Origin of the sequence: Acinetobacter sp. TAC-1, assembly GCF_029025845.1 — a bacterium.
GTDB lineage: Bacteria > Pseudomonadota > Gammaproteobacteria > Pseudomonadales > Moraxellaceae > Acinetobacter > Acinetobacter guillouiae.
In genome coordinates, this window is sequence record NZ_CP118892.1 from 3,869,792 (window position 1) to 3,896,299 (window position 26,508).

The 26,508-nt window shown below is 38.7% G+C and carries 16 protein-coding genes and 1 pseudogene; 4 read left to right on the plus strand and 13 right to left on the minus strand.

What is annotated here, in order from left to right; genetic code table 11:
* The first annotated feature begins 8 nt into the window (after positions 1–8).
* Complete coding sequence (locus PYV58_RS18090; RefSeq protein ID WP_004722861.1) at positions 9–1,292, plus strand: ribonucleotide-diphosphate reductase subunit beta; 1,284 nt, start codon at positions 9–11, stop codon at positions 1,290–1,292.
* Between the two features lie 83 nt (positions 1,293–1,375).
* Here the strand turns inward: PYV58_RS18090 and PYV58_RS18095 are convergent, their stop codons facing one another.
* The 7 genes from PYV58_RS18095 to PYV58_RS18125 form a co-directional block, all read right to left on the minus strand.
* Positions 1,376–6,598 (minus strand): calcium-binding protein, encoded by a 5,223-nt coding sequence (locus PYV58_RS18095; RefSeq protein WP_275059643.1) that lies wholly within the window; start codon positions 6,596–6,598, stop codon positions 1,376–1,378.
* A gap of 50 nt (positions 6,599–6,648) precedes the next feature.
* Entirely contained in the window at positions 6,649–7,311 is a 663-nt protein-coding gene (locus tag PYV58_RS18100; RefSeq protein WP_275059644.1) for an AHH domain-containing protein, read from the minus strand.
* Between the two features lie 36 nt (positions 7,312–7,347).
* Complete coding sequence (locus PYV58_RS18105; RefSeq protein WP_034610138.1) at positions 7,348–8,049, minus strand: hypothetical protein; 702 nt, start codon at positions 8,047–8,049, stop codon at positions 7,348–7,350.
* A 211-nt stretch (positions 8,050–8,260) separates the two neighbouring features.
* The gene (locus PYV58_RS18110) at positions 8,261–8,815 is read right to left on the minus strand and encodes a TetR/AcrR family transcriptional regulator (RefSeq protein WP_034610096.1); all 555 of its coding nucleotides are present in this window, start codon (positions 8,813–8,815) and stop codon (positions 8,261–8,263) included.
* A 635-nt stretch (positions 8,816–9,450) separates the two neighbouring features.
* The gene (locus PYV58_RS18115; RefSeq protein ID WP_034610094.1) at positions 9,451–9,942 is read right to left on the minus strand and encodes a flavin reductase; all 492 of its coding nucleotides are present in this window, start codon (positions 9,940–9,942) and stop codon (positions 9,451–9,453) included.
* A 195-nt stretch (positions 9,943–10,137) separates the two neighbouring features.
* A complete protein-coding gene (locus PYV58_RS18120; protein ID WP_004819267.1) occupies positions 10,138–11,166 on the minus strand; it encodes a methionine synthase in 1,029 nt (342 codons plus the stop codon).
* 28 nt (positions 11,167–11,194) lie between these two features.
* Positions 11,195–12,172, minus strand: a complete 978-nt coding sequence (locus PYV58_RS18125; protein WP_034610135.1) for a DUF1852 domain-containing protein — start codon at positions 12,170–12,172, stop codon at positions 11,195–11,197.
* A gap of 1,076 nt (positions 12,173–13,248) precedes the next feature.
* On the opposite strand from PYV58_RS18125, the gene PYV58_RS18130 reads away from it, so the two are divergent.
* From PYV58_RS18130 to rluB, 3 genes and pseudogenes are all read left to right on the plus strand, one after another.
* Positions 13,249–14,040: a ScpA family protein gene (locus PYV58_RS18130; protein ID WP_004819259.1), complete on the plus strand. Its 792-nt coding sequence runs from the start codon at positions 13,249–13,251 to the stop codon at positions 14,038–14,040.
* Positions 14,037–14,627 (plus strand): SMC-Scp complex subunit ScpB, encoded by a 591-nt coding sequence (gene scpB / locus PYV58_RS18135; protein WP_004722881.1) that lies wholly within the window; start codon positions 14,037–14,039, stop codon positions 14,625–14,627. The genes PYV58_RS18130 and scpB overlap by 4 nt, the downstream gene beginning before the upstream one ends.
* Positions 14,628–14,668: 41 nt before the next feature.
* Positions 14,669–15,514: pseudogene (rluB, locus tag PYV58_RS18140) on the plus strand (23S rRNA pseudouridine(2605) synthase RluB); the annotation flags it as partial.
* Between the two features lie 1,200 nt (positions 15,515–16,714).
* On the opposite strand, the gene PYV58_RS18145 reads toward rluB, so the two are convergent.
* The 6 genes from PYV58_RS18145 to PYV58_RS18170 all read right to left on the minus strand — a co-directional run bounded on the left by PYV58_RS18145 (position 16,715) and on the right by PYV58_RS18170 (position 26,259).
* A complete protein-coding gene (locus PYV58_RS18145; protein WP_034610090.1) occupies positions 16,715–18,451 on the minus strand; it encodes an ABC transporter ATP-binding protein in 1,737 nt (578 codons plus the stop codon).
* A gap of 11 nt (positions 18,452–18,462) precedes the next feature.
* Entirely contained in the window at positions 18,463–19,602 is a 1,140-nt protein-coding gene (locus tag PYV58_RS18150) for an ABC transporter permease (RefSeq protein WP_034610088.1), read from the minus strand.
* Between the two features lie 8 nt (positions 19,603–19,610).
* On the minus strand, positions 19,611–20,549 hold the full coding sequence (locus PYV58_RS18155; protein WP_004722891.1) for an ABC transporter permease: 939 nt from the start codon (positions 20,547–20,549) through the stop codon (positions 19,611–19,613).
* Positions 20,550–20,563: 14 nt separating this feature from the next.
* Positions 20,564–22,573: a M3 family metallopeptidase gene (locus PYV58_RS18160; RefSeq protein ID WP_034610087.1), complete on the minus strand. Its 2,010-nt coding sequence runs from the start codon at positions 22,571–22,573 to the stop codon at positions 20,564–20,566.
* A 67-nt stretch (positions 22,574–22,640) separates the two neighbouring features.
* Positions 22,641–24,446 (minus strand): ABC transporter substrate-binding protein, encoded by a 1,806-nt coding sequence (locus PYV58_RS18165; protein ID WP_034610130.1) that lies wholly within the window; start codon positions 24,444–24,446, stop codon positions 22,641–22,643.
* 22 nt (positions 24,447–24,468) lie between these two features.
* Positions 24,469–26,259 (minus strand): ABC transporter substrate-binding protein, encoded by a 1,791-nt coding sequence (locus PYV58_RS18170; RefSeq protein WP_171077741.1) that lies wholly within the window; start codon positions 26,257–26,259, stop codon positions 24,469–24,471.
* Positions 26,260–26,508 lie beyond the last annotated feature (249 nt).

Sequence of the window (26,508 nt, forward strand, 5' to 3'; positions counted from 1 at the left end):
GAACAACGATGTCTATCCTAAGTTGGGACGATTTTGAAGATGATGAACAGAAACAAGCTGCACAAGCTCACCAGCCTGCGCCCGTCGAACAGAAAAAAACGACTGATTCGCAAGTGGTATCTGATACAAAGCAGTCATCGCAGAATGTGGCAACTACACAATCCGCTGGAACCTATACAGCAAGATCAACAAATCCAACCGATTCGTTGGCAAGAGCATCTCACGCCTTAGAAAAGTTAGACGTTGCACCTGGCTTAGAAGAGCTTGAAATGGGTGCACAACGTGTACAAGTTGATGATAAAGCCATGATCAACTGTCGCGCTGACTTAAACCAACTTGTACCGTTCAAATACGAGTGGGCTTGGCAAAAGTATCTAGACGGGTGTGCAAACCACTGGATGCCACAAGAAGTTAACATGAACCACGATATCGCACTTTGGAAGTCTGAAAATGGCTTAACCGAAGATGAGCGTACCATCGTGATGCGTTCATTAGGTTTCTTCTCTACTGCGGATTCTTTGGTTGCAAACAACTTGGTATTGGCAATTTACCGTCACATCACCAACCCTGAATGCCGTCAATACATCTTGCGTCAAGCATTTGAAGAAGCGATTCACACCCATGCTTACCAATACTGTATCGAATCTTTAGGTATGGATGAAGGCGAAGTCTTCAACATGTACCGTGAAGTTCCATCAGTTGCTCGTAAAGCGGCTTGGGGCTTGAAATATACTCAGTCTTTATGTGATCCAACCTTCCAAACAGGTACACCTGAAAACGATCAAATCTTACTGCGTAACTTGATTGCATTCTATTGCGTACTTGAAGGGATCTTCTTCTACTGTGGTTTCAGCCAGATCTTGTCTATGGGTCGTCGTAACAAGATGAATGGTGTTGCTGAGCAATTCCAATACATCTTACGTGATGAGTCTATGCACTTGAACTTTGGTATCGACATGATTAACCAAATCAAGATCGAAAATCCAAACTTGTGGACTGCTGAATTCCAAGAAGAAATCATTCAGATGATTCTTGAAGGTACTATGCTTGAAATCGAATATGCGCGTGACACAATGCCACGTGGTGTATTGGGTATGAACGCAGCGATGATGGAAGAGTATTTGAAATTCATCTGTAATCGTCGTTTGGCGCAGTTAGGTTTACCTGAACAGTTTGCTGGTGTAAATAACCCATTCCAGTGGATGTCTGAAATGATGGACTTGCGTAAAGAGAAGAACTTCTTTGAAACGCGTGTAACTGATTATCAAACTGGTGGTGCGTTGAGCTGGTAAGGTGTCCAACTGTCACAACACTTAAGTTGTGATTGATATGAAAACCGCCATTAATGGCGGTTTTTTTGCTTCCTAAAACTTCACTAAATTAAAAATGCATCCACTTTAATTAAGTCATCCAAACTATTCAAATTTGTTTGATTATTAAGGATTAATATTTTATTGCTTGAATAGTTAGTTTCACTACCATCTCGATCAAGACTTAATGTAATGGTTGAACCATTTTTTTCAAACAATAAATATTGATTTAAATTTTCCTTATTAACTTCACCAATTAATAAGTCCGATATGTCAATTTTATCACCTTGACTGGTATTAAAGTCAGACCAAGTATCAAAGCCATTTCCGCCTGTTCCATCACTTTCAAATCCTTGTAAGAGTTTAAATATCGCTGTGTCTGCACCTAAACCACCATAAAGCTTGTCATTACCAGCACCACCGTCTAGGTAATCAATACCACTATTACCATTTAAGGTGTCATTGCCAGCACCACCTAATGCATAACTCTTGCCTGTCCACACATTAATCGTGTCATCCCCTGATGTACCATGGAACGTCATACCATTATTGCGGAAATCCTGCATCGTGATCGTTTGATCTGCAAATACAAATTGTTCTATCTCATAGGTGCTGCTATTAAAGAAGTTCTTTATACGAACACTATCGCCTTCCGAATAGCCCCATAACAATAGATCATCACTGTCTTTTGTGAATTTAACATCTGTAAAGTTAACATCAGTGAACTTCAGAATGTCTTCACCTGCTAGGCCTGCACTATAATCTGAAACTGTATCTTGACCATGTCCTTTCGAGAAAATGTAGGTATCACCTTGATACCCTCCATCTAAATAGTCATTCCCCGTTCCACCAATTAAAGTGTCTGCACCTGAACCACCATAAAGCTTGTCATTACCAGCACCACCGTCTAGGTAATCAATACCACTATTACCATTTAAGGTATCGTTACCAGCACCACCTAATGCATAACTCTTGCCTGTCCACACATTAATCGTGTCATCCCCTGATGTACCATGGAACGTCATACCATTATTGCGGAAATCCTGCATCGTGATCGTTTGATCTGCAAATACAAATTGTTCTATCTCATAGGTGCTGCTATTAAAGAAGTTCTTTATACGAACACTATCGCCTTCCGAATAGCCCCATAACAATAGATCATCACTGTCTTTTGTGAATTTAACATCTGTAAAGTTAACATCAGTGAACTTCAGAATGTCTTCACCTGCTAGGCCTGCACTATAATCTGAAACTGTATCTTGACCATGTCCTTTCGAGAAAATGTAGGTATCACCTTGATACCCTCCATCTAAATAGTCATTCCCCGTTCCACCAATTAAAGTGTCTGCACCTGAACCACCATAAAGCTTGTCATTACCAGCACCACCGTCTAGGTAATCAATACCACTATTACCATTTAAGGTGTCGTTGCCAGCACCACCTAATGCATAACTCTTGCCTGTCCACACATTAATCGTGTCATCCCCTGATGTACCATGGAACGTCATACCATTATTGCGGAAATCCTGCATCGTGATCGTTTGATCTGCAAATACAAATTGTTCTATCTCATAGGTGCTGCTATTAAAGAAGTTCTTTATACGAACACTATCGCCTTCCGAATAGCCCCATAACAATAGATCATCACTGTCTTTTGTGAATTTAACATCTGTAAAGTTAACATCAGTGAACTTCAGAATGTCTTCACCTGCTAGGCCTGCACTATAATCTGAAACTGTATCTTGACCATGTCCTTTCGAGAAAATGTAGGTATCACCTTGATACCCTCCATCTAAATAGTCATTCCCCGTTCCACCAATTAAAGTGTCTGCACCTGAACCACCATAAAGCTTGTCATTACCAGCACCACCGTCTAGGTAATCAATACCACTATTACCATTTAAGGTGTCATTGCCAGCACCACCTAATGCATAACTCTTGCCTGTCCACACATTAATCATGTCATCCCCTGATGTACCATGGAACGTCATACCATTATTGCGGAAATCCTGCATCGTGATCGTTTGATCTGCAAATACAAATTGTTCTATCTCATAGGTGCTGCTATTAAAGAAGTTCTTTATACGAACACTATCGCCTTCCGAATAGCCCCATAACAATAGATCATCACTGTCTTTTGTGAATTTAACATCTGTAAAGTTAACATCAGTGAACTTCAGAATGTCTTCACCTGCTAGGCCTGCACTATAATCTGAAACTGTATCTTGACCATGTCCTTTCGAGAAAATGTAGGTATCACCTTGATACCCTCCATCTAAATAGTCATTCCCCGTTCCACCAATTAAAGTGTCTGCACCTGAACCACCATAAAGCTTGTCATTACCAGCACCACCGTCTAGGTAATCAATACCACTATTACCATTTAAGGTGTCATTGCCAGCACCACCTAATGCATAACTCTTGCCTGTCCACACATTAATCATGTCATCCCCTGATGTACCATGGAACGTCATACCATTATTGCGGAAATCCTGCATCGTGATCGTTTGATCTGCAAATACAAATTGTTCTATCTCATAGGTGCTGCTATTAAAGAAGTTCTTTATACGAACACTATCGCCTTCCGAATAGCCCCATAACAATAGATCATCACTGTCTTTTGTGAATTTAACATCTGTAAAGTTAACATCAGTGAACTTCAGAATGTCTTCACCTGCTAGGCCTGCACTATAATCTGAAACTGTATCTTGACCATGTCCTTTCGAGAAAATGTAGGTATCACCTTGATACCCTCCATCTAAATAGTCATTCCCCGTTCCACCAATTAAAGTATCTGCACCTGAACCACCATAAAGCTTGTCATTGCCTGAACCTCCAGACAGTGTATCAACCCCATCAGCACCATTTAGAGTGTCATCACCTGCACCACCTAATAGGATTTCTGACTTGGATGTTCCATTTAGAACATCTATACCATTAGTGCCACCAATATATACAAATGCTGTTGAATATTTAGTAAGGAAGGTATTGATTTCAACTAATGTACTTTCATCAAATTTTTCATAATTCTCAAAAATAAGTGATTGAAGACCATCGAATCCCCTCTTAGGAACATCACTGTAAACATTAGAAACATGATCAGTAAATTCAATTAATTCAATAAAAGTATTCTTAGTATCAGACGAAAACTTAGTTTCAAATGATTGTTCAACTTTTTTGAAATTCTGAATATATCCAATGTCACCGTTATCTTTTAGAATCCATTCTTTTTCTATTTGATCTGCATAATTCTGATAAATTGCAGTTTGCCCATACAAACCTTTATAAATAGAGAAAGTAATATCATCATAAATATTATTAATTGCTTTAGTTGTCTTGATAATATCGTCTTCACGGATATAAAAGAGCTTTTCTGTCTTAGTTCCCATGAAAGAGTCAATAACACCAACTTTAGATTTAGCCGCATTAAAAGCGGATTGAATTGCTGGATCAACTTTATCAAAACTAATCGTTGGCCCCCTGTTTCCACCAGCAATACCAACACCTTGCCCATTCGAGCTCACCATTGATTCCCATAACCCCTCTGTATACTCATGGTATGAAGGATCTGTTTTAGCCCACGCTTTTAATAATGCTGGTAAAAGTTCTTTTTGTGCTTCAGTTGTTTCCGCAGACTCATATTGTTTTACCAGTTGCTCCAGACTTGATGATTGAGCCATTGCTTCGTGAAGATCACGTACTCGACCATATCCTTTTAAATCTGGCAAATCTTGTATTTCTTTATTTACTTCAATTTTATTCGTGAATTCACTGTAAATTGAATCAAAACTGAAATTAACATCTCCCATAATATGAGTAGTGCCATCAATTTTTTCATAAGAACCTACTTGAGCTAAAATATTATTTCCAGCTAAAGCAGTATTTGTATCTTTATAATTTACATTTAATGATTTAATTCCTATCTCTTCTAGAGTAAATAGTTCATTCTCCTGACTTTTACCATCTTGATTTAGATCCCTCCAAACTTTTAGCTTACTGAAGTCTTCATCATTGGCATCTATTTTTCCGTTTTTGTCTGTATCTAAATCGGCTAATGCATCAAAACCATGTTTCGCTTTTTCGCCATTTTTAAGACTGGTATTATCACCAAAGACCTCTGTACCATCATTGATGATGCCATCTCCATTACGGTCAAATACTAGCAGTCCATCATGTGGGCTAACCCAACCAGTTGCTGTCTTAAGCCCATCGGCATCGTTATCAAAAAGGGCACCATTTAATTTATTGTGTGCAATAGTTTCAATACCATCGCCATCTAAGTCTAGAATAAGTGGATCATAATAGTAATGATGCCCTTCACGATTTAGACCAAACCAATCCTTTATGAAATCTGGAGTAACATCATCTACCCATTTTGAAATATTGTCTGGATCAAATAATTTATCCAACCCAAAAGGTAAATCAATACCATTTTCAGCAATATGATTATAAAGTTTATATAAAAGCTCCCCTACAGCTTTACCACCTTGATAAGCACCGTATAAAAGAATACCTACTAAAACCACCTCACCCAATACTGGGACACCAAGTAAGCCAGCTATAACAGGCACCAACTCTGCACCGGCAGCAAATATGACTGTTCCTATAACAGCTTGAGGTCCATATTCTTGTGCTTGTTCTTGGAATGGTTTCCAATTACCAGTTTCTAGACCAACAACTAATCCTTCAAATGTATTATTCAGAAAATCGGCGGCCATGACGCCAGCACCGACCTTTCCACCAATCAAGCTGTCACTTAAATATTTTCCTAAATTGTTCGCCATTTCAGGATTAAGTTTAATTTGCCCATTTTCTACTTGGAGCATATTATTTTTAATAATTTGTTGAGTATCTTGCCTTACTGTCTCTAAACTTCCATTTACGAGTTTTAGTGATTTATTTAGTGCATCTGCTACAACTTGAAGGTCTACATACCCACGTTGCGATCCAAGCTTTACATCTACAAGTATAGATTCTTTAGTTCCCTGAATTTTTGTAATTTCTGCATCAATAATGACTTTTTCAGCTTGTAACCTAGAAATTTCATTTTGAATATTTGATTTTTCAGCTTCAGAAAGTACATTATTTTTTAAAGCTTCTGTGAATTGATTTGTTTTTTGAATATTTTGTGTGAGATCAGCAGATGAATTCACCAACTTTTCATAAATACCAGAAGGTGGTTTGTCAGAAATACCATTTACATAAGCTTTAGCATGGGTATAATTTTCTATAATTATTTTTTTATTAGCATCACTAAGACTACGATCTCCATTAATTAATTTTTCCAAGTCATTTCTCATCGCTTCCGTTAAAGGAATTGAGTCGTAAGATTGGGTTTTTATGATTTCAATAGCTCAGCTATAGCTGTTTTGGTAAACTCTACATTTCCAGCACTTGTCTTACCTTCGTCATTAACTCTCACATTTTCATTTGCAACTTTTGCATATTTTATGTCATTTTCAGCAAATGTTTCTAATCGTGCTTCTGCCTGTTTAAAACGCTCTGAATCAGCATTTTTTAATTGCTCAACCGTTATGACATGTTGATCTAAATAATTATTGATACTTTGTTTAGCAATGTCTTTATTACCATTTAAGATAATTTCACCACTAACTAACCCCTCTCTTAGAGTTGCCTGTAAATCAATAATTGCTAGTTTTTTTTGATCGACCGTTAAATTACCATCAATAATAATTTCTTTAACCCATTGTTTAACAGCCTTATTATATTCAGGATGCTGAGTATAATGCTGTGATGCACCAATTGAAATATCAGATATAGGGTGTCCACTGTCTTGTAAAGCTTTAGCCATCTCTGCACGATCAGCATCAGAATATAAAGCAATTCGATTATTAAATGATTGTAAAGCAGTATTTTTATACTTATCATCTGAAATATTTGATGTGTCACTACCTAATAGTTTGTTCAGTTGATCTTTAAATTCACTATTAAAAAGTTCAACAGGTAAAATATGATGGACTTGGAAAGATGAAGTAGCCATGTTGATTGTTCCTATTTTTTATTTTCTAATTTGTTTTTATTTAAGATCACATAAAAATAATTGCCATGCATCACTCAATTGAGCTTCATCTAAAGCTTTTTTAAGTTCATCAGACATAAAAATTGAATTATCAAGTTCAGGATCTCTCCACAAATCAATATCACATTCAACAGCCTCCTTTTTTATGGCAATAGCACGATCCGCATAGTCCGCATGGTATAACTCAAAAAGTTGATAATCTTTATATCTAGCATTTCTATATTTTGTTAAGTCTTGTGTACTATATTCTGGATAGAAAAAGCTTCGCAATTCAGTAATATTGAAAAAATAATAAGTTTGATCATTTACCAATTCATTGAATTGAATATCAAAAAATGATAAGGGATAGAGTACGCTTTCTCCTAAGCGAAATTTCTTCAGCACATTAGCGCACTGTTCAGTGAGAATAATGAAACCTTCTTGTGTACGGAAAAAACTTGGTAGTTTGACTGTTTTACTAAAACCGTGAGCATATAAGATTGTAGGTGCATTAGCAGGTAATATTTTTTCAGCTAGATGATATTTTTTAGTAACTTCTATCCGAGCATCAAGTAATTTAGCTCTACGTTCTTTTTCTTCTAGTGAGTTTTCTTTAAGTTTATGAAACTCAACATAATCAAAAGTATCAGGAAAGGATAAACCAAATACTCGATAGTTTTCATCAAACATAATCGTTGTTGTCCATACGTTACTAGACATATTTTCCTCTTTTAAGTTTTTGTAAAGTTTGTTTTGTAATACTAGCATTAAGCGCATTTTTATAGGATGAAAATTCCAGTTCAACGACAAAATTTGTCGTACAAAAAACAGCCTTTCAGTTTCACTAACTTATTATCTTAAGTGCATACAGAGAATTTATTAATAAATAATGAAATGATTTTAAATATTATTTACACAAAATCTAAAATAGCTACCCCAACCCATCCAAAAAACACCCCACTAACCGTTCTCGATCATCCACACTGTTTTCACCCTGAAGCTGAACCATTGCCCCATCAATCACAAACAAGAACATATGTGCATCTTGTTTTGAAGCATTCACATTGCTGGTTAAAAGCAATTTATAAATTTCATCAATCAGCCAATGTCGATACTCAACTACGATTTGATAAGCATTGGGATAGCGCTTTTCAATTTCAAAAATAGCCTTAAACGGTAGATGATAAAACCCTTCCAAATTGGCATGTAAAAAGAAAATATGCTTAAGCTTTTCATAAACAGTAAAATCTTTCTTTTTATAAATCATCGTAAATACTTCTTCTTTCAGTGCATCTTTTTGAAAGGTTAAACTCATTTCAATCAAACACTCTTTAGAATAAAAGTATTTATAAAACGTGGCTTTTGGAATTCTGGCAGACTCAATAATACGGTTTACCCCAACATGATGAAAACCGTATAGGTTAAAGAGTCTTCGAGAGGTGTCGAGTACCCTTAAAGCTCGAAATGAAATATCTAAATTTGACATAATCTTCCCTACAAATATTTTTTTGTTTTAATGAGATAAAACCACACTCTATCTTGTTATAAGCAAAGAAGCATGCAACGGCTTCAAAAGGTAAGCAGAGTGGATCTCAAGTTTTATTGTTGATATTTTTTAGGTATAACCAGCCAATGCCTAAAAGCCCAAAGGCTGTTAAACCGCGCTAAACGCTAATCTGAAGGTGTACGAATAAAATACATGGCCAACTCCTGAACAATTCAAAATTCTGCCAATGTATAAAAATTATGGTGGCAGAACGAAAGAGGGTTAGCAGACTGAACCTAAGAATCAGCACGCCCTGAGGCGTCCCCCTCCCGTCCTACCGCAACAAAAGGGGGACGAACGAGTCTACATCAAAAAAACAAGTTTTTTCAATGCACTTAGGCAACGGTCTGCTAAAACCGACTGGCAATGTAGGCCAGCCAGCAAAGAATAATCGGAGATTTTTCGAGTGTCAATGTTGGATTTTCTGTAAAACATTAAAATTATTATTATTTTTCAATCAATTAAATAATTGATTATGATTGTATTAAACCAGCGTATTTGATCAATTCAACCGATCAGCACGCCTTATTATTTTTAGCTCTGGCATAAGGCGTAAACCCAAAAGCAAACTGGCTTTAAGCAACTTCAGTCTGCCCGACATGATGATAAGAACGATTAAAATAAACCAAGCTTTGATCATGTTCACTTTGCTGAATCGCCACGATACGACAAATAAAAATCGTATGTGTTCCAACTTCTTGAATTTGCTCAATCTCACAATCAAAATTCACCAAAGCATCATCTAAAACCGGTGCACCAGTTTCTAATTCCGTCCAAATGCCATGTTTAAATCGTTCTTCTGGGCTTAATTTAGACGAAAACGCTTTAGAAATATGCTGATGATGTGCACTTAAAACATTTACAGTTAAAATTTTATTTTCAACAAAATGCACATGAGAACTTGCCGCTTTATTCATACAAACCAATAAAGTCGGAGGTGAATCCGTCACACTACATACGGCAGACGCAGTAAATCCGTAACGACCAGACAAACCTGTCGTGGTAATGACACTGACTGCACTGGTCAACAAAGACATTGCATTTCTAAAGTCTGTTGCTTCAATCATTTCATTGTTCCTAAATTGAACCGTACTTTTTTAGATTTAGCATTACCCTGCTATTCCGTCATGTAGGCACTGCATCTGGGTGAGTTTCTCAGTAGAACTGATGTTCTCTAAATTGTGATCAGGGTTTCCCGTTGGGTCTTGGATATCCATTCACCCAAACAGGTCACCCTTTTTACACCACAATATCGTTGAATACTAGCGGCTAAGTTCTTTACGAACGATTTCTGCGCCAGCACTTAAGGCATTAAGTTTGCCTCTTGCAACTTCACGAGATAAAGGAGCCATACCACAGTTAGTCGATGGATAAAGCTTATCTGCATCTACAAACTGAAGTGCTTTTCGTAATGTGTTGGCAACTTCTTCTGCTGTCTCAATGGTGTTGGTTGCCACATCAATAGCACCAACCATTACTTTCTTACCACGGATCAATTCAATCAGATCCATTGGCACACGAGAGTTTTGGCATTCTAAAGACACGATATCAATTTTAGATTGTTGAAGTTTAGGGAACGCTTCTTCATATTGGCGCCATTCTGAACCTAAGGTCTTTTTCCAATCTGTATTGGCTTTGATGCCGTAGCCATAGCAAATATGCACAGCAGTTTCACATTTAAGCCCTTCAAGCGCTCTTTCTAAAGTCGCAACCCCCCAGTCGTTGACTTCATCAAAAAACACATTAAATGCAGGTTCATCAAATTGGATAATATCCACACCCGCTGCTTCTAACTCTTTGGCTTCTTCATTGAGGATTTTGGCAAATTCCCAAGCAAGTTTTTCACGGCTTTTATAATGCGCATCGTACAGCGTATCAATCATGGTCATTGGACCAGGCAACGCCCATTTAATCGGCTGATTGGTTTGTTGACGTAAAAACTTAGCATCATCAACAAAAACAGGCTTTTGACGAGACACCGCACCGACAACAGTTGGTACGCTTGCATCATAGCGATTACGAATGCGTACAGTCTCACGTTTCTCAAAATCAACACCATTGAGATGTTCAATAAACGTGGTGACAAAGTGTTGGCGCGTTTGTTCACCATCACTGACAATATCGATCCCAGCGTGTTGTTGCTCTTGCAATGACAAGCGTAAAGCATCTTGTTTGCCTTCAATTAATTGTTCATCTTGTAATTTCCAAGGTGACCAAAGTTTTTCAGGCTCGGCAAGCCAAGAAGGTTTTGGTAGGCTGCCAGCAGTTGAAGTCGGTAATAATATTTTCATAATCAATAATCTTGTCTATCTAGGTAAATTAAGCAACGTAATTTGCAGACCACTGCTCAAGGATATGTTTGTATGGCTTGATGAACTGCTCTTCAGTAAATTTCCCTTGCTTAATCGCCAACTGACCACGCTCTTCTCGGTCATACACAATACGAGTAAGTGAATAATCCTGATGTTTTAAACTTGGTTGGTAAGATTTACCTGCCACAGAATTCGCGTTGTAAATCTCAGGTCGGTAAATCTTCTGGAAAGTTTCCATGGTGCTGATAGTACCGATCAACTCAAGGTTAGTGTAATCACTCAGCAAATCACCACGGAAGTAAAATGCCAAAGGCGCAACACTATTTGGCGGCATAAAATAGCGAACCTGCAAACCCATTTTTCCAAAGTATTCATCTGTTAATGAATATTCATCTTGCAGATATTCAACACCCAATACTGGATGCACATTTGCAGTACGGTGATACACCTTGCTACTTGAAACACTAAGACAAATCACAGGTGACTTTTTAAAGTTTTCTTTATACGCATTTGAATTTACAAATGCGTTGAAAATCTTCCCATGAAGCTCACCATAGTTTTCTGGCAGGCTAAATTGATCTTTATTTTTATTATGTTCTAACAGCAATACGCTAAAATCATAATCACGCACATAAGAAGAAAAATTGTTGCCCACAATACCTTCGATACGTTGATTATTTTTGTGATCAACAATATTGGTTTTTAATATTTCAATCGTAGGGAAAGTCTCACCGTTGCCTTCGATATCAATATCAACTGAAATGATTTCTAGCTCAACAGAATAACGATCTGCTTCAGGATTATCCCAATGCGCTAAGGCATTAAAACGATTGTCAATCATCGTTAGGGTATTGCGCAAATTGTCATGGCGACTCTCACCTCTTGCTAAATTGGCAAAGTTGGTTGTGATACGCGTATTATTAGAGGGATGATAGTTTTCGTCGAAACTAATGCTCTTAATCGTAAATGTAAAATCTTTACTCATGATGATCTGATACCCTAATTTCTGAAATAAACCTGAATTTTTTTCATGCTCTTTCTGAACCATCCAATTTATCTTTGGATCTATCCAGCCAATAGTATTTCCCGTATTTTCTGACTTGTATCTGGTCACTCAATTCAGAATCAACGATAATCTTGTCTATCGTGAAGCGCTTGGTGTAATTTATACCGCAATCCGTACATGAATAAAAATGATATAATTTCACAAAAAAGTGAACCAAATTCATGTTTAGAGATGAGCAACATGAATAAATGGATTGTGAGGCTGGGATGTTTGATCAAAACTCAATAGATGAGTGACCAAAAATGCTGTTAAAAGTGTATATAAACAAATTGATGTGATTGCTAATGTGTTGTGTCGTATTGTGTTAGTTGCTATTTGGCTTTTTCTTGGCTTAGTGAATTAAGAAGAAATGAAGATCAAAAATATTATTTTGATTGATCATTTAACTTTTCTATTGTGAGGCTGTTGGGTAAAAGCCACCTATTCAAAGATTTTAATAACTTAAAATCCGCATATATTTGAAAACAAAATTATTTACTCATTCATCACTAATTTTTTTCATATTTATAGTCTTAAACGATTTCGCGGAGATGTTTATACGCCATCCAGTTATATCCAAAATCAACTAAATAACATTGTAATATTTTGGGCAAAATTATAATTTTAAGCATGCAATAATAGAGTCAGTATCATTTTGCAAAGAATGGATTGAAGGTAAAAAAATCTAACAATTCAAACCCACCCAACATACAAAGTTGATCCACTTCACATTATGCGATTAAAATATGGATAAATTTTTTCTTGAAAATATATAAAAATTTATAATAAAAATGAGTAGCTTAGTCGAACTCAATCATCACAAAACGAAATATTCCCTATTTATTTTCAGGTTTTTTTATGGTTTTTATAATTAAACAATGTATTCCTCTTAACTTTTCCATTAAAATAAGCCAAATATCTTTTTGTAATTCGTCACCACCCTCTCCTATTGTACCTATTGAGTGGTAACACGAATAAAACATGCCTTTGAAAATTCGCGTGGCTAATAAACTGTAATGACTCAAGCAACTCAGCATCCTATGGAATCCATTTCCAACATCCGTGTATTGGATGAATGGCAAGAAGAAATTCCAGAGGATTTATATATTCCTCCTGCTGCATTCGAAATTCTGCTTGAACATTTCGAAGGACCACTCGACTTTTTAATTTATCTGATTCAAAAAAATGGTTTCGATCTTTTACAGTTAGATATTGCCCCGATTGCAACACAATACTTGTCTTATATGGACGGTATGAAATCGTTAAATATCGAATTAACCGCTGACTATATGGTGATGGCAGCATTATTGGCAGATTTAAAATCTCGCTTGTTATTGCCAAAACCAAAAACTATTCATATTGAAAAAGATCCAAAACAGGAATTAATCGATCGCTTAGAAACCTATTTACGGATTAAAAAAGCAGCTGAACGTTTAGGGCAGATGCCTGTTTTAGACCGAGATACTTTTGCGACCCATGTTGCGATTGGTCATATTCCAAAAGTGTATGAAGGTTATGACGTTGAGATGCTAAAAGATGCCTTGTATTGCATTTTTAACCGCCCTGAACCCATAACCCATAAGATTGAACAAGAACCTGTATTACTTGAAGAACGCATTGCTTATATCGAATATATGATTGAATCTGGAGAAGTTCTCAGTTTCCAAGAATTACTCAAGCCAAACCAAGGTCGAATGGGCATGGTGGTTACATTTATGGCAATCTTGGAGCTGACCCGTCAGCAAAAAGTCCAAATTATTTCTTCTGGTGTTGAGGCCCCGCTTGCAATTCAAGGAGCAACGGCATGACCATTGATCAAAATAATGCCTTTAATGTTGATGAATTACATCACGAAGTTCTGATGCAACTTGAAGCGATTATCTTTGCAAGTGATGCCCCTGTATCGCTTGCTCGCTTAAAAGAAGCATTTCAAAATCAGTATTCTAAACAACAGTTGCAACAGTATTTACAGCAATTGTCTGTGTTACAACATGGTCGTTCAATCGAACTTGTCGAAACAGCTCAAGGTTATCGTTTTCAAGTGCGGGCAAAATACCGCAACGTGATTGCGCAAGTTTGGCCAGATCGACCAACTCGATTATCACCATCACTGTTAGAAACAGTTGCAGTGATCGCTTATCATCAGCCAGTAACCCGTGCTGATATTGAGCAAATACGAGGGGTTACAAATAATAGTCAAATACTCAGGACTTTGTTTGATTGGAACTGGATTAAAGAATCTGGTTACCGAGAACTCCCAGGTAGACCCGCGTTGTTAGTGACAACGCCACAATTTTTAAATGCTTTTGGTCTAGTGTCTTTAGATCAATTGCCTCCCCTACAGGATGCCAAGGAAGCTTTTATGATTTTGGATGCGCAAGCTGCCAAGTCTTAAATAGGTGCACTGTTGATGATTATTTCTAAGGTTATGCTGTCATGAGTGAAAAATTGCAAAAGGTACTCGCACGAGTGGGTTTGGGCTCTCGCCGTTATATGGAAGAGGTCATTGCCGCCGGTCGTGTAAGTGTCAATGGGCAGGTTGCTCAAGTGGGCGAACGTATTGAACCAGGTGATGAGCTTCGCATCGATGGTCGTAAAGTTCAGTTCCAAATTGAAGACGAAATTCGTCGTCGTGTATTGATTTACTACAAACCTGAAGGTGAAATCTGTTCTCGTAATGATCCAGAATCTCGCCCGACTGTGTTTGATCACTTACCTCCGATTTCCAATGACCGTTGGGTGATGGTGGGTCGTCTAGATATCAACTCAACAGGTTTATTACTTTTTACAAATGATGGTGAACTTGCCAATCGTTTAATGCATCCCTCAAATGAAATCGAACGTGAATATGCAGTTCGAGTCATGGGTGAAGTAACGCCTCAACTCAAAAACAACATGACAAATGGCGTTGTTTTAGATGATGGTCCAGCAAAATTTGAATCTTTCTCTGAAATTGGTGGTGAAGGGATCAATCGCTGGTACCAAGTCGTTGTAAAAGAAGGTCGTAACCGTGAGGTTCGCCGTATTTTTGAATCACAAGGTCTAAAAGTAAGTCGCTTGCTCCGTACTCGTTACGGTACTGTGATTTTGCCTCGTGAACTTCGTACAGGTCGTTGGATGGAACTTGATAAAACTGATATCGATAATTTAACCAAAGCTGTTGAACTGAAACCACGTCAAGGCACAGGTTTATTTGGTATGGCAAAACGTCGTACTGAACGTATGCAAGACAAACCTATGGCTGCGCGTCGCGGTGGGTTCCTGCGTCAACAACGTCGTGATAGCGAAGGTGAAGAAGCTCACAACCATCAAAATGATCGTCGTGACGCTCAGCCAAGTGCAAACCAATATGGTCAAAACCGCACTGAAAATCGTACTGACAATCGCAATGAACGCTCTGAAAACCGCTTTAATAAAGCACGTTCTGGTGGCAACAGCTACAACAATGAGCGTGCGGACAACCGTGGCAATAGTTTTAATAGCAACCGTTCTGAAAACCGTTATGGCAATCAACAAAACCGTAATCGTTCAGAAGGTCGTTATAATCCAAACGAGCGTCTAGATCGTTCAGATCGCCAAGAACGTAGTGAACAACCTGAAAAGAAAAAACCGTTTGTTGTGACAAAAGGTTTTAAAAAGTTCTAAGTTCTAAATAGACTTAAAGAGCAAAAGCCACTATTTTTAAATAGTGGCTTTTTTTCGTTTAAACTATGCGCTACATCATGCATTAAGGTTTAAATATATTCCTGTAGGCTATGCCTCAGCTTGTGTTGTAAACAAAACAGTGCAAAACCCTTTAAGTAATATGATCTTAATATGGTAATAACAAGATGAATAAAAAATACCTGATCCTCATTCCCTTATTTCTTATCTGGTTTATTGCGTCTATATCGATAGCATATCAAGGGTTGTTTTATTCAGAGTATCTGATCAACTTTCTTAGAAAGAAACCACAGGATTATGGTTACCCACTTTTTCAGGTTGTTATTTTATGCTCAATTTATGGCCTATGGATGTGGAGCTATGCCTATTTACTTTGCTCAGAAACAGCCATTCGCAGACCATTTCTTAGCTATACAGTCTGTTCAATCTTACCGATTGTTATTCCAGTCTATGGCGTAATAATACTGATTTACTCGCCACCTGATATAATCACTTTTATTCTAATCAGTTGTGCAACCAGCCTATTTCATTTTTTATTATTGCCTATTCTTATGCCTATCTATCGCAAGTATATTTATCCTAAACAAAACGCATCAGTTTAATCGTGTTATATATCAATAAAAATACTCCTTACGCTACTACAACTGTAGCTCTCCCACTTAGAAAAAAAGGGAGAGCTAGCTGAGACTAAATTAATTAACTTTAGTAAAACCCCCTCCTTTTTCAAAGGTGAGAAGTATCAACTTCGCAAAGAGGAAGATTTAAAACCCTTAACGGACTGACAGCAACTGAATCCAGCAGCTCTCACATAGCAAAAATCTAAATCACCTGTCTGGTTCCTTGTGGAATTGAACTCAGTAAGCGTTTGGTATAGTCATGTTGTGGTGATTGATATAACTCATCCGAATTGGCGATTTCAACAATATCACCGTGGTTCATCACCATAATTTGATCCGAAATATATTTCACCACAGACAAATCATGTGAGATAAAAATATAACTTAAGCCAAATTCATCTTGTAGATCTTGGAGTAAGTTCAGGACTTGTGCTTGAACCGATACATCAAGTGCCGAGACTGATTCATCACAGATTAAAATTTCAGGTTTTAAAGTTAAACAGCGTGCGATTGCAATACGTTGACGTTGCCCCCCAGAAAACTCATGCGGATAACGATCAAAGGCTTGCGCAGGTAAGCTTACTCTTTCCAGTAATTCTAAAGCCATCTTTTTACGTTCATTATCATTTGCACCAATTTTATGAACTTGCATCGGCTCCATCAAAATTTGCCCTACGGTAAAACGCGGATTAAGTGAGGCATAGGGATTCTGAAAGATAATCTGAATCTTACGTTGATACTGGGCAAACTCTTTTTCAGACATTGCCAAAATATCTTTACCTTGAAATAACGCTTGGCCGCCAGAAGCTTGTTGCAAACGCATCAACAATAAACCAATGGTGGTTTTACCTGAGCCAGACTCCCCAACGAGCCCCAAAGTCTTCCCTTTCGCCAGTTGGAAAGATGCCCCTTTGACTGCCTGAAATTCATCTTTGCCAAATAGCCCTTTACGGCTAAAAAATGATTTTTTTAAATCACGCACCTCTAGAATAATTTCTTCACCACCAACAAGGCCGCGCTTACGCTCCGCAAAATCCACCTTAGGCAAACTCACCGCCTCAGTCACTGGCACATCTTGGGCTTGCATAAAATCACTAATGACTGGTAAACGATATGGGCGATGCGAAAGTTGCGGACGGCATAATAATAATGCTTTGGTATAGGCATCTTGTGGCTGTTCTAAAACAGCTTTTGCTAAACCTTGTTCACGAATTTCACCATGACGCATCACAATCACTTCATCGGCAATTTCACTCACCAATGCCAAGTCATGGGTAATAAACAACATCGACATTTGACGGCGCTTACGTAAAGCCTCCAACAAATCCAATATTTGTTTTTGGATGGTGACATCTAATGCAGTGGTCGGTTCATCGGCAATCAGTAATTTGGGTTCACAGGCGATTGCCATGGCAATCATGACCCGTTGTTGTTGACCGCCAGACAGTTGACTGGGGTAAGCATCAATCTTGCTTTCAGGGGATGGAATCCCCACTTCAGTGAGTAATTCTAAAGTGCGTTGTCGTGCTTGTTTACGCCCCATATTTAAATGAATACGCATAATTTCAGCGATTTGATCACCCACTGTAAACACAGGATTAAGTGAAGACATCGGTTCCTGAAAAATCATAGCAATGTCTTTACCACACATTGCGCGCATTTGTTTACTGCTTAAACTGAGTAAGTCTTTGCCTTCAAAAATAATTTTACTGTTTTCAGCAATACGAGATTGGCCTTTAGGTAATAAACCCATGGTTGCCAATGAAGTTACTGATTTGCCACTGCCAGATTCCCCAACCAAGGCCACGGTGGTATTGGCAGGAATCTGAAATGAAATACCTTTTACGGTTTCAATAAATTGCTTATTTTCACCCTTAAAACTCACACTCAGATTTTCAACACTGAGTAGCACAGGAGGTGTCGCTTGTTGTTCTGACATCTTTAAGCTCCTTATTTTAGTTTAGGGTCTAATGCATCACGCAATGCATCTGTAAACATTGAAAATGCGGTCACAAGCACGGCCATCGCTACTGAGGCTGCCACCAATTGCCACCATTTACCTAAAATCAGCTCACTTTGCGCTTCATTCAACATACTGCCCCATGACACCACCCCCACAGGTACACCAAAGCCCAAGAAGCTTAAAATCACTTCAGACTTAATAAATGCAACCACCAAGATCGACATCTGAACCAAAGCAATATGGCTTACATTAGGGAAAATATGCACAAACATCCGTCGGGTATTACTGACACCAATCGCTTTGGCTGCCAGCACATACTCGCGTGAATTATGTTTCATATATTCAGCACGAATTAAACGAAATACCCCAGTCCAACCCGTTAATCCAAGAATTAAAACAATTGAAAGAATGCCCTTTTGTTGCAATACAGCGGCAATCGCCAATACCAACAATAGATAAGGTATCGAGGTAAAAATGTTATAAAACCAGTTTAGAACATCGTCGACCCAACCACCAAAGTAACCAGCAATTGCCCCTAAGAATGTGCCGATTACCACGGCCAGCAATGCCGAGATTAAGCCCACAATAATTGACGTTTCTGCGCCTTTAATGGTTTTGAGTACGACATCCTGTCCCCATTTATCTGCACCGAAAGGCAAGGTTTGTTTGAGTTCACTTTGCTGATCAAGTAAGTGCCCACCCAATTGCTGATCAATGGCTTTCATATCTTCTGCAAGCGGATCTTGAATACCGTAGTAGTCAATCGCGCCACCTGAAGCTTGTTCTGTTGCAATTTCAGTATTTAACTCCTTGATCACATCTTTTAAAGGATCAACAGGATTTTCAGGTAAGGCCTCTACAGTTGCAGCGTTCTTTGCAGAATCTTGCGTGTTTTGATCTGCCCCGATAAATGTAGGTGGTGCATAACTCACGGCTACTTCTTTATTCCAATTTGATGCAATCACACCCGTCATGGAGAGTACCAATATGATGAAATAACACAGCAACACCAATAGCGACAGCATAGCGATACGATCTGCTTTTAAACGTCGCATCGCCAATCGCCATAAACCGGGAGAAGTCTGTTGTTCTTGGGCGTCTACTTTTTTCGATAAAATTCCGAGCATCATCCCACCTACTTCAACTGTACGCGTGGATCAACCACTTTATAAATCAAATCGGCGATCAGGTTAAAAATCATGGTCGCAGCGGCAACATAGACCGTGATAGCTTTAATCACTGGAAAGTCGCTTCGTTCTACTGCAATAATGACTTCTCGCCCAATCCCCGGAATACCAAAAAATCGCTCAATTAAAAATGCCCCAATCAATAACGCTGGCAAGCTCGACATCACATCGGTAATAATCGGAATAGATGCATTACGCAGCACATGCACGCCTAAGATACGTCCCTCACCGACCCCTTTTGCCCGTGCAGTACGGACATAGTCCTGATTGACTTCATCTAAGACAAAGCTACGATATAGACGTAAAGTCGGTGCAATACTCACCACCAACATGATTAAGATTGGCAGCAGCGCGTATTGCAATAGGTTTTCACTGAGACTATCGCTCCAACCTTGTACAGGGAACCATCCCAGCTTATAGGCAAGACCGTACTGAAATACGATAATATAGACCAAAATACTGATCGACATCCCAATGGTACATAACAACATCACCATACGATCCGTCAATGAACCACGTACCGATGCAACAGCCAAAGCCAGAATGATTGAAATTACAGTTTGTAAAATTGTCAGAGGAATAATGATGGTCAGTGATGGACCTAAACGAGTCAGGATAATGTTTGAAACTGATTCCCCCGTACTCCAGCTATTGCCATAATCAAAAGTCAGGATTTGCTTAATAAAAATCCACAATTGAACGTAATATGGTTGATCTACCCCAAGTTGCTGACGAATATTTTCAATCTGTTCAGGGTTTGCCATTTTTCCAGCAAGGATATAAGCAGGATCTCCACCCACCCAGTTAAATAGAAAGAAAATCAGCAACACGACTCCCAACATGGTCGGAATCATTTGCCATATACGGCGCGTGATATATGCCAGCATAGTTCTAATTCCTTTTAATCACGTTGACCGGTAATTTCTTGAAAGAATGCCTTGTTATCCGGTTCTCTGCCCAAGAAATCAACCACCAGCTGCTCTGCTTTTTTTTGTCCACCTTGTGACAAAATCGCTTTACGATAACGTGCTCCAACCTCTGGATTATTTAAGTTATCGCCAAAAGCAGAAAGCATGTCTAAGGCCATCACTTCTGACCACATATAGCCATAATAACCAACTTGGTATCCGCCCATAATATGACCAAATTGTCCTGGGAATTCTGTGGTTGGTACATACCCTAAGGCGGTTTGGTTTTCGAGTTTTTTCCATACGTCTAAAGGCTGAGTTTTTAAAGCATCTGCGGTATGCAGTGCCATATCATATTGTGCATATAAGGTTTGACGAGAATAGAACAAACCACGACCATAATTTTTAACGGCTTTTAATTTACCAATCAATTCATCATCGACACGTGGACAGGCTGGTTTGCAATAATCGGCTAAGGTCGACAGCGTTTCTTTACGGCGTGCCCATTCTTCATACATCTGTGACGGTGCTTCAACAAAATCTCGCTCGACTGAGGTACCAGATTGCGAGGCATAACGGGTGTTTGACAAAATTCCATGTAAGGCATGTCCAAACTCATGCACAAAAGTTTCCAGTTCATCACTGTTTAAACCTTTACGGTTAAAGTTGGTGACTAAGGCTGAGATCGGTTTACGCTGGGTCAGGGTACTGCCACCCTTAACCCCCCACACCGCTGCATGACCATACTTTCCTTCACGTGGAAATTTATCGATATATAAACCACCTAAAAGCTGACCTGTTTTCCGATCTGTGACATCGTAATATTCAACTTCATCTTGCCAGACATCAACCTTGGCAGGCTTAAATTCAATCCCGTATAGATTTGATGAAATTGCAAATAACCAATCTTGTGATGCTTGGGTCGGGAAATATTCACGCATTTTTTCTTGGTCAATTTTGTATTTTTCTTGGCGTAATTTTTCGCTCCAATAGCCCTCACTCCAACGGTTAATTTCCGCTTTTTCCACTGGGATATTTAAGGTCTTGGCTTTAAATTCACGCAGTGTTTGCACTTCTTTTTTCTCTAATGGCGCAACCGTACTATGTACCTCATTGAGGAATTTATTGACCGTTTCAGGATTCTTAGCCATACGATTTTTCAATGCCCAATCGGCATAACTGGCTTTACCAAATAATTGTGCAAGTTCATGCCGTAAATCAATCGCTTGTTTAAGTAACACTAAATTCTTTTCAGTACCACGGCGGGTATAAGCAATTTGATAACGTTTACGTGCATCATCACTGTCTGCCAATTCCATAAAAGGACGGTATTCTGGGTAGTCAAAACCCAACAGGTAATTGCCTTTTTCATTTTTCTTTAGATTGGCAATATAGCTTTCTGGTAAGCCCTTTAGCTCGGCTGGGGTAAATTCTAATTTTTCAGGATTGTCTCGAATGTTGCGGGCATATTCTTGTTGAATCTTGGTCAATTCATCTAAAATCACTTTTAAACGCGCTTGTTTTTCTGCGGGAAGTTGTACCCCTGTATCTTCAAAACCATCTAAAATATCTTGGCGATATTTACGGTCAATCTCATCACTGGCTTTGGTTTTTTTAATTTGTTGATAAAGTTTCCCGTCTTGGTACACTTCAGTTTGGAACTGACTGATTTTAACTTCGCAATCTTCTGCGGCTTTACGTAAATCTGCGCTTGGGTCAACATTACTGGCTAAATTAATTGGCCCATAAAAATCTTCAAACTCTGCAAAAATTTGATCCCACTTTGCCAATACTGCTCCAGCAGGCGCATTATTTTTGAGTTTAACTTTGGCAAATTCAGCCAACTTGGTTTTAACGTCTGCAATTTTTGCATCACATTGGGCCGGGATATCTTTCGCCTGAAACTTGGGTAAAGTACTGCGTTCAGTTTCTGCAAAGGCCCATTGCCCCATACCCATTGACAACATACAGAGTGTGGTTAATTTAAATCGCTTCATTTTCATTTTCTCCAATCTTTCATTTATTCATTTTCAAATTTCAATCTGTTTATTTTTAAGCTTTTGATAGAGGTTATTTTTTCATATCAAAATACATCCATTCCGATGGAATAATCGGATGCTTTTTAAAGCCGATGACACGCGGTTGCGCCAAAGCATTGCGATAACGCGTCGATGCCATTTGTACCGGCATATACACTTCTAATATTCGCGCCATCTTATGATATAAAGCATCACGCTCAGGACCCGGTTTCAATTTTTGGGTTTGTTCATATAAGCGATCATATTCAGGAATTTTCATACATGCACTATTGGTTGCATGGATATTCTTTCCATAAAACAGCTGCATAAAGTTATCTGCATCGGGATAGTCGGCAATCCAAGCTGATCCCTTAAACATGGTTTTACATTGTTTTTCAGCTTTTAAACCTTCCGCAAAAGGTAAGGATTTAGTGGTCATTTTGACCTTGATATTGTCTAAAGTCTTTTTCCAAAATTCAGCACTTTGCTGACTACGTGTACTATTTCCATAAACAGTTAATTCGATCAGCAAGGGTTTGCCATTCGGCAAGGTACGCCAGCCATCGGCAGCAACCTTATAATGATAACGATCTAACAGTAAATTGGCCGCTTTGACGGAATAAGGAATACTGGTTTTATAGTTTGGATCATGCCCAATCACCCCATAAGGAATGGGGTATTGTAAGCGTTGTGCATCACCCTTCATCAAAATCTTAATTTGATTATCAGGTGAAAAGGCCATTGCCATGGCACGGCGTAAAGCAATTTTTTCTTTACTCAAACCACCAACAACAGGGTTTTGCATATTCCAGTAATAATAATCAATTGAAGGATCGGCAATACGGGAAAGTTGAATACCTTTTTTGGCAAGTTCGGGTTTAAGCTGACCGTCTTGGATGGCTTGAACACTGAGATCACCATCCAACACAAATAAATCAGTTTCATCTTTACTAAATGATAACCAGCGTGATTGTGATTCTTCCATCACTTGAATATCGACCACACCGATTTGCGGCATTTTTTTGCCTTTCATCGCATCTACAATTTTTTGATCTTCTGGCGTGGATGCTTTGAAATCCCAAACATAACCACGATAATCTGGATTGGCTTTCAGGATAATCCGTGAGCCAGGTGTCCATTTTGCCAAGACATAGGGACCTGTTCCGACAGGATGGGCCATGGCAAAGCCAGACCGATCTCGATAGTGTTCAATCACTTCTCGTGCCACTGCACCAGCTGGTTGATGTGCCAACAACATTGGGAAGTTTTGATCAACTTGTTTTAGTTTAATCACCAAGGTATAACGATCTGTGGCCTGAAGCCCCGCAACAGGTAGATCATAATTAAACTTGCCTGTTTTTTTAGCTTGCTCAAGCACTTTGTCCATGCCTAGAATTTTGTCATCAAACAACCAACTATTGGGCGAATGCAAGCTAGGGTCTAACAACCGTTTATAAGAATAAACATAGTCTTGCGCGGTTAATTCACGGGCTTTGCCTTTAAATACAGGATCTTCGGCAAAATAAATTCCTTTTTGAATTTTAAAAGTATAGGTTAAACCATCAGCACTGACTTCAGGCAGGCTCACTGCGGTACGGGGTACTAATTTGGCCGGTGTTGCTAAATAATCGTAGGTATATAAGCCTTCAAATATTGAATTATGCACATGCGCAGAATAAAGATCTTGGGTGCCTGCTGGATCAAAACCCGTTTCTGCAACGGGGAAAACATAACGTAAAACTTTATTTGGATCCGCTGGGCTTTTGGCAAATACATTCAGCGCGCCTGTCAGGAGCATACCGCCCAAGAATGCACTGACCCCAATCTGCTTTAACTTTTGCTTTAAATCATCCTTCATCATTTTATTCAACTTCATCTGGTTATTTTTTAACTGGCTGAACATCAAGGTATTGCCAAACGGTATTGATCATTGGATGTGCTTTATAGCCTTGAACTTGTGGTTGCAACAGCCAATTGCGAATACGGGTACTATGAATAATCCAAGGGTTATCTGCCTCTATCTGCCGACTGATTTTTTCATACAACGGCGTTCGTTGTTGTGGCGGTAAAGTTAACGCTTGCTGATACAGTGCATCATAAGCTTTGGATTGATAGCAACTTAAATTTCCTTTGCCTGAGTTCGGACCATAAAGCAACTGAGCAAAATTTTCTCCTTCAGGAAAATCAGCAATCCATGCCCCACCCCAAATCATATGTTTACATTGCATGGCTTCTTTTAAATTATCGGCAAAATTACTGACCTTAAACTCAACACGCACCCCAATAGCATCTAAGTTTTTCTTCCATAACTCAGAATGAATGACTGAGCTTGAGCTATTTTCAGTATTATATTTCAGGGTAAATGGCTGCCCGTTGGGTAAAGTTCGATAACCATCTTTGCCTTTCTTATAACCAAATCGATCCAGTAATTTATTGGCCAATAACGGGTTATAGGCAACACTACTTCTATATTGAGCATTGTGCCCTTGCACCCCATCTGGCACCAACATTTCAGCTCTAACCGCTTGACCTTTATAAAGTTGCTTAATCGCTTCCTGTTGGTTATATGCCAAGGTAATGGCACGGCGTAGCGCTATTTTGTCTAGACTATACCCCCCCACAATCGGATCCTTCATATTGAACATGGTATAGGTGATTTCAGGGTCTTTATTGGGAAAATGTTGAATGCCCTGTTGTTTAAGTTCTGGTTTTAATTGTGTGCCGTTTAAAGCCTGTGGAACCGCATTTGAGGTTAATTTGTCAAAATCCAATTGGCCTGATTTAAATGCCAACCACCTTGACTGTTCTTCCTCAATAATACTCACGACAACCTTACCGACTTGGGGCATTTTTTTACCCGACATCTCTTTGACAAGTTGGTTATCCCATGCCGTACCTGTCGATTTATAATTCCAAATAAAGCCACGATAATCAGGGTTTGCCACCAGCTCAATTTTACTGCGCGGTACGTATTTACTCAGTTGATAAGCACCTGTACCTACAGGATGCTGCCCGATACGATCACCATAAAACTCAACAACTTCACGCGCTGTTCCGCTAAAAGTGACATAAGCCAAAATATAAGGAAAATTATAATCTGCACGGGTTAAGGTAAATTGTAGGGTGTATTTGTCTAAAGCTTTAAGCCCTGAAATAGGCGCATCATAATTAAACTTGCCTGTCTTTTTCGCATTGGCAACCACTTGCTCTAAGCCTTGGATTTTGCCATCAATAAAAGAATAGGTAGGCGAATGATTTTTCGGATCACTCACACGTTGAATCGAATAAATATAATCTTGGGCAGTCAGCTCACGTCGTTTGCCTTTGAACGCCGGATCATCGGTAAAATAAATGCCGGGTTGTATTTTAAAAGTATAGACCTTGCCCTCTTGTTCTATTTTTGGCAATGCTTGTGCCGTATTGGGTACCAGTACCACGGGACGAGCCAGATAATCATATTTGAGTAAGGGTTCAAATATCGCCTCTGCAATATTTCCACTGTAGAAATTATAGGTTTTCACCATATCAAAACCATCATCTGGTGCTTCAAAAGCCAAATTCAGGATTTTATTCGGTTGTGCCGGCGTTTTCGCAATCGCCATTTCCCCACAACCCATTGCACCGACCAACAACGCAAATTGTAAAAGCTTGGATTCCAAATTCACACCTATGTATTTTTATTCATCAAATTATTTAAACAGAATACTGGCAGCACCATCATCCTGTCGATTGCTGCTTTGGTGCTGAACCAGAACGTTAAATTAACAATAGTGAAAAATTGAACGATATAACAGTATTAAATACAAAGCGAATATCATGCCACTACACTTACCCCTTCTAAATTTTGTTTATTTTTACCGTAATAAAATCACATTTATTCAATGATTATCTGTGACTGACATCCTATCGTCATCTTCAGC

Bases quoted from the DNA above. Each gene is read 5' to 3' on its own strand.
- PYV58_RS18090 (WP_004722861.1), top strand. From the start codon at position 9: ATGTCTATCCTAAGTTGGGACGATTTTGAAGATGATGAACAGAAACAA.
- PYV58_RS18100 (WP_275059644.1), bottom strand. From the start codon at position 7,311: ATGGCTACTTCATCTTTCCAAGTCCATCATATTTTACCTGTTGAACTT.
- PYV58_RS18105 (WP_034610138.1), bottom strand. From the start codon at position 8,049: ATGTCTAGTAACGTATGGACAACAACGATTATGTTTGATGAAAACTAT.
- PYV58_RS18110 (WP_034610096.1), bottom strand. From the start codon at position 8,815: ATGTCAAATTTAGATATTTCATTTCGAGCTTTAAGGGTACTCGACACC.
- PYV58_RS18115 (WP_034610094.1), bottom strand. From the start codon at position 9,942: ATGATTGAAGCAACAGACTTTAGAAATGCAATGTCTTTGTTGACCAGT.
- PYV58_RS18120 (WP_004819267.1), bottom strand. From the start codon at position 11,166: ATGAAAATATTATTACCGACTTCAACTGCTGGCAGCCTACCAAAACCT.
- PYV58_RS18125 (WP_034610135.1), bottom strand. From the start codon at position 12,172: ATGAGTAAAGATTTTACATTTACGATTAAGAGCATTAGTTTCGACGAA.
- PYV58_RS18130 (WP_004819259.1), top strand. From the start codon at position 13,249: ATGACTCAAGCAACTCAGCATCCTATGGAATCCATTTCCAACATCCGT.
- scpB (WP_004722881.1), top strand. From the start codon at position 14,037: ATGACCATTGATCAAAATAATGCCTTTAATGTTGATGAATTACATCAC.
- PYV58_RS18145 (WP_034610090.1), bottom strand. From the start codon at position 18,451: ATGTCAGAACAACAAGCGACACCTCCTGTGCTACTCAGTGTTGAAAAT.
- PYV58_RS18150 (WP_034610088.1), bottom strand. From the start codon at position 19,602: ATGCTCGGAATTTTATCGAAAAAAGTAGACGCCCAAGAACAACAGACT.
- PYV58_RS18155 (WP_004722891.1), bottom strand. From the start codon at position 20,549: ATGCTGGCATATATCACGCGCCGTATATGGCAAATGATTCCGACCATG.
- PYV58_RS18160 (WP_034610087.1), bottom strand. From the start codon at position 22,573: ATGAAAATGAAGCGATTTAAATTAACCACACTCTGTATGTTGTCAATG.
- PYV58_RS18165 (WP_034610130.1), bottom strand. From the start codon at position 24,446: ATGAAGGATGATTTAAAGCAAAAGTTAAAGCAGATTGGGGTCAGTGCA.